Consider the following 12766-nt stretch of genomic DNA (forward strand, 5'->3'; position numbering starts at 1 on the left):
GAGCGACCGCACCAGATGGCCGCGAAAGTGAAAGGAAAGAACGATGAGTACACGAGTACCGATCAGCATCGAAGGCAACCTCGTCGCTGACCCCGCCTACGGTGAATCGGAGAACGGCACCAAGTTCGCGAAGTTCACCGTGGCCGTCACCGACCGCAAGCTCGAAGACGGCAAGTGGGTCGACGGCGACACCCAGTACCACCGCACCACCGTCTTCGGCCGGACCGCCGAGAACGTCCGCGAAAGCCTCGCCAAAGGCGACACCGTCATCGTCAACGGCAACCTCGAGTTCCGCCACTGGACCGACCAAGCCACGGGCGAACCGCGAGCCGCCACCGAGGTCGTCGCCGACAGCATCGGCCCATCACTCCGGTACACCACCGCAGAGATCGCCCGCCGCGCCCCAAAAGCTGACGGCCCGGACGCCTCTGCGACCGGGCCTTATCGGGCTGCCGGGGCTAATGCGCAGGAAGCGTCTCTGGGAGCGTAGGAACGATATGGCGGAGTCGCTTGCGGGGCTCCGCCATATCGGTTTTAGGCGCTCCAACACTCGTATGCGGACGAACTCGGCGCTCCAGGCGGCCTAGTCGACGAGACCCAAGTTCGCCATTCCCGGAATCTCAGTTCCAGTGACCCATTGCGCGCGTAGAAACGCCTCCGAGTCGGACATTGTGCAGATATAGTCCACGATCGCACGATAATGCCCGCTCGCGAGAGGACCTCCCTTGGGAAGGGCGAGGCCAGCGAGAAAGACCCTTAGCGTCTCGGGCAAAGAGCTGGCATCATCCGTGTACTGAATCCACTCTTCAAGCCCCTCAAAGAGACGCTCAATTGTCTTCCGCTGGGCGCGCTGGATCTGCCCCATCCGGGAAGTGGCCACTAGGTAGTGCTTGGTCACCTGCTTCATGATTTGCATCTCGTGCCATTGAGGTGACTCGAGCGAGGCTACAGGGTATCCGCTTTCGCGCGACAAACGAAGCGCCCCAAAGAAGTCCGCAATCTTGTCACTGAGGACGTTTCTGAGCTGCTGGTCGCGCATCGATTGCCCCCATGAAACCGGATCCATTTGATTCAGTAGCACCGAGACCCTTTTTGCAGCGGCGTGGTATTCGCCGGACTCGTATAGATCCGCGTGAATTTTTGCCAGCTTGATCGCTCCTGCAGAGTAGGCGTTGTCGGCAGATTCCGGGTTCGCTAGAAACGCTTGCAAGCCATCGATCGCGGCAGACAAATCAATGAATCCTTGCGAACAGAAGTCTTCCAAGTCGTGGATTGAATATGCGATGTCGTCAGCGAGGTCCATGATGGACGCTTCCAAGGACTGTGGAGGCTGGTCCCCTTCGAAGTCCTGGCGCACAGTTGGCATGATCTCTCCACGGGCGCGTTCCATGTCTTCGCGTTCAGACTCGTAGGCGCCGAACTTGCTCTGCGCGCTAATCGTGTGATCGTCCCCGGTGAGTTTTCGGCACCATGGATACTTCAGAATTGCTGCCAAAACGACATTGGTGAGATCAAGGCCTTGCTCGTACTTGTGACGATCGAGAAAACTGACGATTCTGAAGGACTGAGCATTGCCTTCAAACCCCTCCCACACTTCGCGCGAGCGGAGAGCTCGGTTCAGTTCCGATTCCCCTGCGTGGCCAAACGGGGGATGGCCGAGATCATGAGCCAGGCCGGCAGCTTCGCAGGCGGTTACATCTAAGCCGCCAGCATCGACGATCCCTTGAGCGATCGAGGCATCTGTGAAAGCTCTTCGCGAGAAGTTCTCGGCTATTTCGCGCGAAATCATGGCAACTTTATAGCTGTGCGATGCTCTACTGTGGAGCTTCGAACTCGTGAGTTCTGGTGAGACTACCTGCGTGACGCCTGCCAGCCGGCGAAGGTAAGGCGAATATTGAAGCCGCCCACGATCTTGTTCGGTATGCGTTCGTTCGTCGCTCGATTTTGGCTGCGACCAACCTCGGCGCCCATACCGACGGGCAAACGTTTCGTCGAGGTAGAGCGACCCGTCAGCCGTACGTTTCAGCCGGTCAGCGTTGCCAGCCAACCCTCAGTCCGTGGTTGCAGAGACAGTTGCCGAGTCGTAGTCGATTCGAACAAGCTTCTTCACGCCCGCAAAGCTGAGCGCATATTTCATCTGGGAGGGAGTGGTTCCGTAGCGCTCGCCGGCGAGTCTCAGCAGCTCAGAAATATCACTGTTGGGTTTCTCGATCGCTACCTGCTTTAGGCACTCTGCCATCGCACGGAGAGTAGCGGTCTGGTCGACAAACGTTGCGTCCTGCGTGGTAGTAGTCACAGTGCCCCTATTATCAGATCGTCGTATTGACGTCGGACGATGGACTAATCGTACCGGTCCGGACTAACCAGTCTAGTGCACGGCGCGAGGGAGAGTTCGCGTCGGGGCCATACAGGAAGGCACCAATGACGCCCACCGAGGAGCCGAATTGGGACGCGCTGAACGCGGCATTGAATCTCTCGGGACACCGCCTGAACGACGAATGGACCGTTGGGCAAAGACTCGAGACTGACGGCTCGTTCAGCGTTGCGTATGCAGTAACAAATGCCGCGGGACGTCGCGGCTTCATGAAGGTCCTTGACCTCGTCAGTGTGTTCGGAGAGCTCGAGGAGCAACGGGCAGCCATCGACGACTACCTGGCCGAACGAGATCTTCTGCTTCTCTGTGGGCAGGAACGCATGACTCGAGTCGTGACCGCCTTGGATCACGGGCGCGTTACCCTTGAGGGCTTCTTCCCACCTTTGGCAACCGTGTATTTCATTGTTTTCGAACTTGCCGACGGCGATATGAATGGGACGCTTAGCGATGCCAAGAGCGTCGATGTCGACATACGGCTCCACCTTCTTCACGATCTTGCGGTCGGCCTTCGCCAGTTACACCGGCGGAAGGTGGCGCATCAGGATCTTAAGCCATCGAACATGCTTGTCTTTGGCGGCGATGACGCGCGAAATCATGGCAAGGTCGCCGACTTGGGGCGGGCATTTCAGGCCACGATCCAGACGGGACACGACGCGATGCTCATCCCGGGTGATCGAAGCTATGCTCCGCCCGAACAGCTATATGGTTTCCAGCACTCAGACTCTATGGTCCGTCGATTCGGCGCCGATCTCTATCAGCTCGGCAGTCTCATTTCGTACACATTCACGGGTGTGACCATGAATGGCTATTTGGCGGAACGCTTGTCGCCGGAGCACCACTGGGACGTGTATGGAGACGGCTACACCGAGGCGCTTCCTTATTTGGAAAACGCCTACTCGGAAGTGCTCGCTGAGCTCTCAGATCGACTTCCCGTCGAAGTTGCCGGCGATTTAACGGCCGTGGTTGAATACCTCTGCGCTCCGGACTGCACTCGACGTGGACACCCGAGGGCTCGTTTAGGCCACGGTTCGATCTATTCGCTCGAACGAGTTATCTCGGCTTTGGATCTTGCTGCCGTCCGTTCACGTATCGCCGGACGGAGTGCGGCATGACCGCGCAATCTGGAAAGCCTGAAGAACGCCAGCTTGTTCCAAGGTGGAGGTCATATCGCAACACTTACGGCACTGGCGAGCTGGCAGCTCTGGATCATGGAAGTGCATCGGGTTCTAATCGTGACCTGGCTCGAATCCGGCGTAGGCTCCGTGGACGCTCAGACGTCTATTCGATGGCAGAGTTTCTCAGCGCCTTACTTGCAAGCGGACACAGGAACGAAGCGGTACATGTCGCCGAGACAATCTCGTCAATGGATGATCTGCCAGCGGGACTCCGTGCGCTCGCTGGCAGACTCACGAGCGCGTCGGACCTGAGTGAGCAGTTCTCTGCTGAAACCGACGTGTTACAGGTGGGTCGGGCGATTGCTATCGATGCGAAGCACCGCGTCCAATTGAACCCGGCGAACAGCATTGCCTGGGCGGACTTGGCCCTTGCGCACACGACGCAGGGGATGAACGATCGAGCTAAGCAGGAACTGAGAGTTGCACTGTCGCTCGCGCCGGAAAATCGATTTGTCCTTCGAGCTGCGGCCCGATTCTATGTTCATTTGGGCGATCCGGCCCGTGCGAATCAGATATTGAATTCGACAAGCCGCGTGCTGTCCGACCCATGGCTGCTTGCTGCAGAGTTGTCGACCTCGCAATTGGCCTTCGGGCGGGCAGGGCGAATTCGACAGGCCCGAGAGGTAGCAGCAAGCCAACAATATTCGCCCCGCGCAGTAAGTGAGCTTCTTAGCGAGCTGGCTACTGGAGAATTGCACGCCGGTCGTGATCGCCGTGCACGCGAGCTCTTTCGTGCGTCCTTCGTGGACCCAACGGAGAACGCAGTTGCGCAGGCCGCCTCATTTTCCGCGAAAGCAAATCTGGATATAGCACCAGGTCTCCTCGAGGTGGAACGCGGATTCGAGGCCCGAGCTCTTGATTTCGCCCGAGCCGGTGAGTGGTCACGAGCAACCACCGAGGCAACGTTGTGGCACTCGGACCAGCCATTCTCACTTGAGCCGTACCACTTCGCGTCGTACACGGCGGCAGTTGGCTCAGCAGATTTCAGCGCGGCGGCACGCATTTCTCAGGCAGGGCTCCGCGTACATCCACACGATCGCATGCTCAAAAACAATGCGGCATACGCCTTGGCCAATTTGGGCAGAGTCGCAGAGGCAAGACATCTCATCGCCTCGCCTGAGACTTATACAGAGCGTGAGGATTTTGTGGAGCTGGCAACGATCGGACTTATTCATTTCCGTGAGGGCGACGTTTTGGGCGGAGCGACCCGGTATGAGCGTTCAATTCGTGGCCTAACAAACCTGAACCACAGAAATTTAGCCGCGATGGCTGCCTTTCATTGGGCTCTGGAAGAGGCTCGCGCGCGATCGGCCGGATTCGGCCGAGCCATACAGCAGGCCAGGCGCCTCGCTCCCCATCTGCCGGCAGCAGAACGCGACACTCTGAACGCCCGAATCGAAGGCTTTATCGCTTAGGTTCCGAATCGTTCCAAAGACGGATGGAGCGTCCGGACAGTCGACAGACGATAGCACCCTGGCAAACGACTTTCGTTGGTGCATCCCCGGTGGGTGGAGGCAGACTAGAGCGATGAGTATGGAGCCGCCGCCGGTACCTTTGGGCGTGTCTGATGAGCAAGCGGTTGGATTGTGCCGCGACTGGATGGTGCATCTCGGCGCCGCCGATACCGTCCAGGCGTCTGGAGAAGCGCGAAATGCATGCGACCTCTATAGCCGGCGCTACCTAGTCTGGGTCAGTAACCGTCGTGGAAACCTCGAAGAGGATCCCGTCGTGCGTGCGTCTCGCGTTGCATCCAGCGATGGGCGCCAGCCATTGATCTTTGTCCGTGGAGGTGTGTTCCCGGAGGCACAGCAGCAAGCGAATGTTCTGGGTGTCGCACTCTTCTCGTTCAAAGCCGTGGACGGCTCCCTCGAGGGCGCGAACGAACTGGGACGCCAACTGCGACTCACGGGACTCCGCTCTTGACTTCGCGTCAACTTCAATCGATCCTCAACGCAGCAGACTCCGTGGAGAGTGAGTCAGCTAGAACTGGCCCGTTACCCGTCGGAGTTGTCGCCGCCCGACGAAGCTCGCGTCGTGCGGCGTCGCGCGACTTGTCAAGTGTCTCTTCGATCGCCTGTCGTTGCATCATCTCCGTCAGCGCCACGTGAGCCGCCGCCGAGGAAGGCGTGGTAAGAACAACGGCGTTGTGCTCTCGGCCTCGCGTGAGCCCTACGTACAAACCGGCGGCGTCTACTCCGGGGCCGACTAGTGAGCGATCCGTTGTCTCACCCTGAACGCCGTACACGGTGGAGGCATATCCCAGGTGCATGTGCTCCGACGCGTACGCGTGCGTTACCTTCCGCAAATCTGACGCATCACCGTGCGCTGCAAGAACAACGTGGTCGCTTGTCACTTTCCTAATCGTCCACGTCTGGCGATTGTCGACCCCAGCCGTCGCGTCATTGCGGCGAGTTTGGACGAAGTCACCTTCGGCAAGTATCTGCCCACCCTGGCCAATAGCCACGTGCTTCATCGATATGGACCCGCTCTGAAGGCGGCGGGTCTGGATCGCTTCGCTGACCGCTTGAGCTTCCGCGTGCGTAGCGGTAACAAGTGCGATTGATTGTCCGCGGCCTGTTGCGTCGAACCAAGCGTCGACCATCGCTCGCTGCGCGTCCAGATCGTTATTAGTGAGGATGACATGTCCAGTTTCGATCAGCTGATTTGCTGCGGATGCTGCGTCTTCTGCGCTGTCAGGTTCGCGAATCCGCAGAGTCAAGTCCGCCCAGTTCGGGTCCTTGAACCGGTGGATGGTCGTGAGTTCCACTCGGCTTGAGGCGCGACGCCAGAAGAGAGCCATCGCACCTGAGTGTCCTACGGGTAAGGCCTGACGCTCATCGCCTACAAGGGCAATGTTTGCCCCTGTCCTCCCGAGAACGTCGAGAAGCGCGTTGGCTGCTTCGAGCTCTAGCATCCCGGCTTCATCGACCACGATTCGATCGCCGCTGTTGATGGGTCGTCTCGGCCCCTCATAAGTGTGTCCCGACAGATCGTCGACATCCCCTGGGTTGAGCCGCCGCCAGTCGGTACTCCCTGCCGAATTCGTTTGCCACCGCCATCCGTAGTCGTGAAGCAACTGATGGAGTGATGACGATGCGCTGCTAGCCTCGCGGCCTGCGACGGATGAAGCCTTCTTGGTGGGCGCCACGATGATCATGTTGTGACCCCGACGACGCAAGGCAGCGCCGGCAACCTTAAGCATCGTGGTCTTTCCCGTTCCTGCAGCGCCGCTCACGCAAACGATTCCGGCTGTGCCAGCGACGATTGCTGCGCCACGGGCTTGGTCGGTGTTGAGCACCCGATCGGGTTCGACAAGCCTTCCCACAGCAACCACCTCCGCCTCCGGCAGTGCGTCGCCTGCGACCGAAATGGAGTCAATGCGGTGAGCGATTCCAGCCTTGAGTGCTGCAGTTGCGTTGGCCATAAGATGCTTGATGTGATTTGGGATATCGGCTTCATTTAGTAGGGTGACTGTGTGCGCGCGAGCCGCCGCCGCCGTGACTTGACTCGCAATCATCGCTAGCTCGTCGCGCTCTGCGATGACGCGCGTCGCGGAGATTGCGCGGATCGCGCCGGCCCGGATATCCAAGATGCTGAACCGCCCTCCTGTTCCAGTCGATCGCGAGTCCGCATCAACGATGGCCTTGGCCGCCAGCAACTCGAGATCCAGGTCTGCAGTAGAGACTGATCGGACGGGCAAGGAGGCCCGCTCTGACTCGAGGCGAGGATCAGCGAGTGCGAGCTCACCCTGAATCACCGCGGCCCAGTCCTCCTCGTCGAAAAGGCGCGGCCTGTCTGGTCGACCGTTCGCCCACGCCCATCGATCGATCTGGGTGAGCACATCCCGGGATGGCGCTTGGCCGGGGTGCTCGTCCTTCCAACTCCGAGTCCGAGCAGCTTTGTTCGCCTCTATTTGCGCCGACCTCTTCGACAATGGCCGAACCAGATGATGTAGCTGGGTGATCTCCCCATCGTCGTCGATGGTGAACCCCTTCGATGCCAACGCGGTGATCCAGGCGGGGTCTGTGCGGGAGGCGAGATCACCCTCAGCATTAATCACGTTCTGGAACCGCAACGCCACTCGAGTGTCGACGTTCGACCATTTGCCGTCCTGCCCTTGGACCTTGACGTTCAGCCACAAGTGGCGATGCTTGTGCGGATCTAGAGACCGCGACCGCTCGTGTCGTAGCTCGACAACCTCGATCCGCGCAAGGTCTTCACGGATGGCACCGCCGGCGCCACGGCGAGCATTGAGTTCGCTCTGCCAGAGCTTGATGATCCGATCCCGCAACCGGTCTTGAAGGTCTTCGTACGCGGCGGCCAACTCGGGATCCAGCATCGCGGCGATCGAGTACGACTTAGGAGCGTTGATCGTCGCATCAAGGATCAGATCGGCGACCGGCGACTCCAAGTCTCGGCCTCGTCGCTCACCGGTGAGCGGGTCGAACCCGCCGACCCACTTCTTCAGCCGCGAGCGGGTAAGGAGGTCGTCACGGATGGCACCGTTCTCCACGATGTACCTGGTCATCACTGCATCTGCATAGCCTGCCGCGGCCAGCACACCATCCGCAGTCTTCGCGGTCAGCGTCGAATCACAAACCCCGCCGAAGGCGTACGCGATCGCCTGCTTCACGCCTTGCGAAGCCTGTCCACGCTTCCACCGAGCAATGCCACCTCTCACACTTATACATTTGCGGCGCGCATCCGTTTTGGCGCGCAAATCGCAAATTCACTTCCAAAGTGCCTGCGTGCATTGCCTTTCGGTTCATACTCCCTGACCTTGTCTCTCTTCCCTCAGGCTCTTTCTTCTTTGTGGTTTGCACGCCTTCGGGCCTCGTCCTTTCTCCATTGATTGTGATTCCACCCTTCTTCGCCCGAACATCACCGCCGATTGATCAGACGCCGACGTAGATGGCGCACATTTCCCGACGTCAACGCGGCCGGCCGATCGTGCGTGCGCGCACCTGTGATTTGCCCCGCTAGGCACGACAGAGAGCGGTTGTCGTATGGAACGGCTCGACCTTGATCTTCGTGGCCAGAGGAGCAGCGCTAGTCGCGATTTGCCAGCCAGGGGTGTACCGGGAGGGGATTCCTCGGCTCCTCTTCGACGCCTATCGTCGATCTTGTATGGCGATTCGCAACGAGAGCTGACCATTTGGAGGTGCGCCGTGTTGATTCGACTGACGAGTGCAGCTGGTGATTTCGAGGGCGAGTTGTATTCGAACCCCGTGGCTCTGGAGCTGGTCGCTCAGCTTCCTCTGGAGCTTCCGTTCTCGGATTTCAACGATGTCGAGAAAGTTGCTCGCCTGCCCCGAGCGCTCCGAGTGAGCGGCGTTCCCGAGAAGGATCAGCCGGCTCCGGGTGAAATCGGGTATTACGCCCCGACGAAGGGTCTGGCGCTCTATTACGGGCATGTTGGACGCTGGCCCGGTCTGGTTCGGATCGGCCGCTTCGACTACGACCTACAGGCGTTGCGCGCCCTCGACGACGGTGTCGTCATCCGCATTGGTCGTCTTCAACGGGGGGAGTGACGTGGCGCTCGTCTTGGTCACTGGTGCGTCCGGTGGACTCGGGCTCGCTGCTGCCTCAGAGCTCGCCGCACAGGGACACGAGGTCGTGGTTCACTCTCGTACGGCCGCTCGTCGTCCCGCGTCCGGCGCGGGCCTCGTCTGGAAGGGCGCGATCGTTGGCGACTTGTCGGACTTCGGCGAGACGGAGGATGTCGCTGAGCAGGCGAAGGCGTTCGGCACGTTCGACGCGGTTATTCACAACGCCGGCACAATAGGCGGTCGCGGGCTGAGAGAGGTCAACATCATCGCCCCGTATGTGCTGACGGCGCTGATGCCCAAGCCTGGCCGCCTCGTCTATATCAGCAGCTCGATGCATCGTGGCGGCTCCACCGACCTGGGCCGTCTGGAATCCGGCGCAGCAAGCTACAGCGATACCAAGCTGTGGGTCACGGCGCTGGCCCTCGCCACCGCGAATCGTTGGGAGCGCACCACCGCTCACGCCGTCGATCCAGGTTGGGTTCCAACCCGGATGGGCGGGGCGGGAGCGCCCGACGATCTAACCGCCGGGCACCAGACGCAGGCCTGGCTGGCATCACACCCGGAGGTGATGCCGGCGACCGGAGGCTACTGGTATCACATGCGAACTGAACGGCCCGCGCCGGCAGCCGCAGACCCCGGGTTCCAGGAGGGCCTGCTCCAGGCGCTTCGCCGGAGCACCGGCCTCGATCTCGACTAGTGCGAAACCCGGTGGTTGCGGAACGAAGCGCGTGGCGCCACGATCGCGATCACCAGGGCCGCTGTTGTGAGGCCGATGATCACGACGGGCAGGAGGAGCCCTCCGCCGCTGATCAGGAGGGCTCCGAGCACGCCGGCCGAGAAGATGGCGAGGTTGAAGGCCACGCCGAGTACTGCGTTGCCGACGTCGGCGTTGTGGCCGGTTGCTTCGCTCATCGCCGTCTGGAGTTGTGGGGCGGCGCCTCCGTAGGCGACGCCCCAGAGGACGATTGCGATGATGACGGCGGTCTCCGAGTCGTGGCCGACCAGGAAGATCACGCTCGCGATGACGAACAGTGCGACGCTGGCGATGATGAGCGGGCGAATCGCCCGGTCGATGAGCGCCCCGGTGATTCCGATCCCGACGAGGGCTGAGATGCCGAAGATGACGAAAGCGACATCCACCCCCATCGCGATGCCGGCGTCTCGGAGGTAGACCGAGAAGTAGGTGTAGAGGGTGTTGTGTGCGAGCATCCAGACCACGACCACTGCGAGGATCATGCCGACGCCGGGGAGGCGCAGAACGAAGTGGATGGGTTTGTGTGTTTCGGCGTGTTGTCCTGGCGCGTCGGGGACGAGGATGGCGACAAGGCCCATTGTTACGACGACAAGGATCGATAAGGCCCCGAAGGCCCACCGCCAGTCGAAGGTGGTGCCCAGCCACGAACCCAACGGGGTTCCGAGGGCGAGTCCGATCGGCGTGCCGATGGAGGCGACCGCGAGCGCTCGACCGGCAAGATCCTTGGTGGTGATTCGGCGGGCGTATCCGGCGAGCATTCCCCAGAGGAGGCCGGAGAAGATTCCGGCGATGAATCGCATGCTCAGGGCGAGGACGATTGAGGAGGTCAGGGCGGTGATCGTGTTGACGATCAGGAAGGCGAGGAGGCCGAGCAGGAGCAGTCGCTTGCGGCGCACCCCGCGGGTGATCGAGACGATGGGGATCGCGAAGATGACTGTGCCGAGGGCGTAGGCGCTGACGTACTGCCCGGCCGTGCCCTCGCTGACGTCCATACCAGCAGCGATCTGAGATAGTAGGCCCGCGGGCATCGTCTCTGTGGTGATCAATGCGAAGGCGGTCAACGACATCACTAGCAAAGCCGCCCAGGGAAGACGGACCTTTTCGCCCACGGACACGGACGTGTTTGTCACGGGCGCGGTGTTCATGGCTGCAGAAGAACCTTGATCGCCCGTCGTTCGTCCATGGCCCGGTAGCCTTCAGCGGCGTCGGCGAGCGGCAGGGTGAGGTCGAACACCTGCCCGGGGTTGATCTGGCGGTTCAGGACCATGTCGATCAGGTCGGGCAGGAATCGGCGAACCGGGGCGGGACCTCCGTGCAGGTGGGCGTGGGAGAAGAACAGTTCGTGTCCGGGAACGGCGACATCGTGGAAGACGCCGACGTACCCGACGGAGCCGCCGGGCCGGGTCGATTCGATCGCTTGCATCATCGACTCTTGGGTTCCCACGCATTCGAGCACCGAGTCGGCACCGAAGCCACCGGTGAGTTCCTTGATTCGCGTGACGCCCTCGGCGCCGCGGTCTTCAACGATGTCGGTGGCGCCGAACTCGACGGCCAGCGCCTGTCGGGAGGCGTGCCGGCTCATCGCGATGATGCGTTCGGCTCCCATCTGCTTTGCCGCGAGGATGCCGCAGAGACCGACGGCCCCGTCACCCACGACGGCCACGGTGCTGCCGGGCCGGACGTCGGCTGCGACCGCAGCGAACCATCCGGTGCCCATCACATCGGAGAGGGCGAGAAGGCTCGGGATGAGGTCGGCGCTCGGAACCTCAGGGGTAGCGACGAGGGTTCCGTCGGCCAGGGGTACCCGCATGAACTCGGCCTGGGCGCCCGGCATGCCCTGCCGGTGAACGCATGAGCTCTGGTAGCCGGCGAGGCAGTTGGGGCAGGTGTTGTCGGAGGCGAAGAACGAGCCGACGACGAACTGTCCGGGCCGGATGCTCGTCACCGCGTCACCGACCTTCTCGACGATGCCGCAGTATTCGTGACCCATCGGTGTCGGCTGTGTCACCGGATCCGCACCGCGATACGGCCACAGGTCCGACCCGCATACGCAGGCGGCGGCGATCCGAATGATCGCGTCGGTGGGTTCGAGAATGGTCGGATGCGGACGCTCTTCGACGCGGATGTCACCGGCGGCGTGAAGGATGGTTGCGAGCATCGGAACTCCTAGCTTGAACGAGATGCGATCGGGATCGCCGTGTATGACCAGCCAAGCGCTCCCCGAACGATCGAGGAACACCCTGCTGGAGGGTGTACTGCCAGTACATGGCTGAGCCGGTGTCGGGCCCGGGTCAGAAGGTCGCGTTCGGGGCCGAGTGGCCGAGGGCCGGAAGTCCTACCCTGCGCGCCACGTACCATCCCAGGTTGAAGACAGCGATCGTTCCCGTGGTCACGGCGACGATGATCGTGCCCTGATCCTGGACAAGGATCGCCCAGGTCAGCCAAAAGACCTGATTCACCGCAGCAAGCATCAGGAAGACGACGGAGACCCCGAGGACGTGCTCGGCACGGATCAGCGCGACGCTCTGACCGGCGTTCGAGATGATGGCCGGAATGATTGCGATTACACCGTAGGCGGCAGAACCGAAGAGTTGGTCGACCGCGATCATGATCGCCGTGAGTATCAACCCGGGCACAAGCGTCAGTACGAAGCTGCGATGGAGCTGCCGCGACATCAGGTACAGGATCGGAACGGTTGCAACGAGGGAGAGTGCGCTCGCCACAATCTGCGGAGGCTGGCCGATATGGATGCCGTGCGCCGTCCATCCGAGGTTCACCGCAAGCATGGCTTGCCAGGCGCGGAGGGACAGCCCCTCTACATTCTTGGTTCGGGCGAGTCGAACAAGTTGCGGGAGACCGAGCACGATGCCGGTGAGAGTTCCGGCCCACCCCACGAGCTCCGTCGTCGTCATGG

General features: G+C 61.2%; 11 protein-coding genes. 5 read left to right on the forward strand and 6 right to left on the reverse strand.

Annotation, left to right across the window (positions count from 1 at the left end):
* Window positions 1-43 precede the first annotated feature (43 nt).
* Window positions 44-490 carry a single-stranded DNA-binding protein gene (locus ACPPVQ_RS03785; RefSeq protein ID WP_426518783.1) on the forward strand — a complete coding sequence of 149 codons (447 nt, stop codon included), beginning with the start codon at window positions 44-46 and terminating at the stop codon, window positions 488-490.
* Window positions 491-583: 93 nt separating this feature from the next.
* Here ACPPVQ_RS03785 and ACPPVQ_RS03790 read toward each other — a convergent pair whose 3' ends face one another.
* Together ACPPVQ_RS03790 and ACPPVQ_RS03795 are read right to left on the reverse strand one after the other, a co-directional pair.
* Window positions 584-2047, reverse strand: a complete 1464-nt coding sequence (locus tag ACPPVQ_RS03790) for a deoxyguanosinetriphosphate triphosphohydrolase family protein (protein WP_426518784.1) — start codon at window positions 2045-2047, stop codon at window positions 584-586.
* 3 nt (window positions 2048-2050) lie between these two features.
* Window positions 2051-2296 (reverse strand): hypothetical protein, encoded by a 246-nt coding sequence (locus ACPPVQ_RS03795; RefSeq protein ID WP_426518786.1) that lies wholly within the window; start codon window positions 2294-2296, stop codon window positions 2051-2053.
* 125 nt (window positions 2297-2421) lie between these two features.
* Between ACPPVQ_RS03795 and ACPPVQ_RS03800 the strand changes: the two genes are divergently transcribed.
* Window positions 2422-3486, forward strand: a complete 1065-nt coding sequence (locus tag ACPPVQ_RS03800; protein WP_426518788.1) for a protein kinase domain-containing protein — start codon at window positions 2422-2424, stop codon at window positions 3484-3486.
* Between the two features lie 251 nt (window positions 3487-3737).
* Complete coding sequence (locus ACPPVQ_RS03805) at window positions 3738-4964, forward strand: hypothetical protein (protein WP_426518790.1); 1227 nt, start codon at window positions 3738-3740, stop codon at window positions 4962-4964.
* A gap of 521 nt (window positions 4965-5485) precedes the next feature.
* Here the strand turns inward: ACPPVQ_RS03805 and ACPPVQ_RS03810 are convergent.
* Complete coding sequence (locus ACPPVQ_RS03810; protein WP_426518792.1) at window positions 5486-8182, reverse strand: AAA family ATPase; 2697 nt, start codon at window positions 8180-8182, stop codon at window positions 5486-5488.
* A gap of 535 nt (window positions 8183-8717) precedes the next feature.
* On the opposite strand from ACPPVQ_RS03810, the gene ACPPVQ_RS03815 reads away from it, so the two are divergent.
* Both ACPPVQ_RS03815 and ACPPVQ_RS03820 read left to right on the forward strand, forming a co-directional pair.
* Entirely contained in the window at window positions 8718-9080 is a 363-nt protein-coding gene (locus ACPPVQ_RS03815; protein WP_426518794.1) for a cyclophilin-like fold protein, read from the forward strand.
* 1 nt (window position 9081) lies between these two features.
* The gene (locus ACPPVQ_RS03820) at window positions 9082-9795 is read left to right on the forward strand and encodes an SDR family NAD(P)-dependent oxidoreductase (RefSeq protein ID WP_426518796.1); all 714 of its coding nucleotides are present in this window, start codon (window positions 9082-9084) and stop codon (window positions 9793-9795) included.
* Here ACPPVQ_RS03820 and ACPPVQ_RS03825 read toward each other — a convergent pair.
* From ACPPVQ_RS03825 to ACPPVQ_RS03835, 3 genes are all read right to left on the reverse strand, one after another.
* Entirely contained in the window at window positions 9792-10997 is a 1206-nt protein-coding gene (locus ACPPVQ_RS03825; RefSeq protein ID WP_426518798.1) for an MFS transporter, read from the reverse strand. The genes ACPPVQ_RS03820 and ACPPVQ_RS03825 overlap by 4 nt on opposite strands.
* Window positions 10994-12010, reverse strand: a complete 1017-nt coding sequence (locus ACPPVQ_RS03830; RefSeq protein ID WP_426518800.1) for a zinc-dependent alcohol dehydrogenase family protein — start codon at window positions 12008-12010, stop codon at window positions 10994-10996. Before ACPPVQ_RS03830 ends, ACPPVQ_RS03825 begins: the two co-directional genes overlap by 4 nt.
* A gap of 133 nt (window positions 12011-12143) precedes the next feature.
* A complete protein-coding gene (locus ACPPVQ_RS03835; protein WP_426518802.1) occupies window positions 12144-12764 on the reverse strand; it encodes a SemiSWEET family sugar transporter in 621 nt (206 codons plus the stop codon).
* Between the last annotated feature and the right edge of the window lie 2 nt (window positions 12765-12766).

Origin of the sequence: Leifsonia sp. McL0618, assembly GCF_049994905.1 — a bacterium.
Classification (GTDB): Bacteria; Actinomycetota; Actinomycetes; order Actinomycetales; family Microbacteriaceae; genus Diaminobutyricibacter.

What these genes read in the sequence shown, in the direction of transcription:
- ACPPVQ_RS03835 (WP_426518802.1), bottom strand. Translation starts at nt 12,764, where the DNA reads ATGACGACGACGGAGCTCGTGGGGTGGGCCGGAACTCTCACCGGCATC.
- ACPPVQ_RS03805 (WP_426518790.1), top strand. Translation starts at nt 3,738, where the DNA reads ATGGATGATCTGCCAGCGGGACTCCGTGCGCTCGCTGGCAGACTCACG.
- ACPPVQ_RS03830 (WP_426518800.1), bottom strand. Translation starts at nt 12,010, where the DNA reads ATGCTCGCAACCATCCTTCACGCCGCCGGTGACATCCGCGTCGAAGAG.
- ACPPVQ_RS03800 (WP_426518788.1), top strand. Translation starts at nt 2,422, where the DNA reads ATGACGCCCACCGAGGAGCCGAATTGGGACGCGCTGAACGCGGCATTG.
- ACPPVQ_RS03825 (WP_426518798.1), bottom strand. Translation starts at nt 10,997, where the DNA reads ATGAACACCGCGCCCGTGACAAACACGTCCGTGTCCGTGGGCGAAAAG.
- ACPPVQ_RS03785 (WP_426518783.1), top strand. Translation starts at nt 44, where the DNA reads ATGAGTACACGAGTACCGATCAGCATCGAAGGCAACCTCGTCGCTGAC.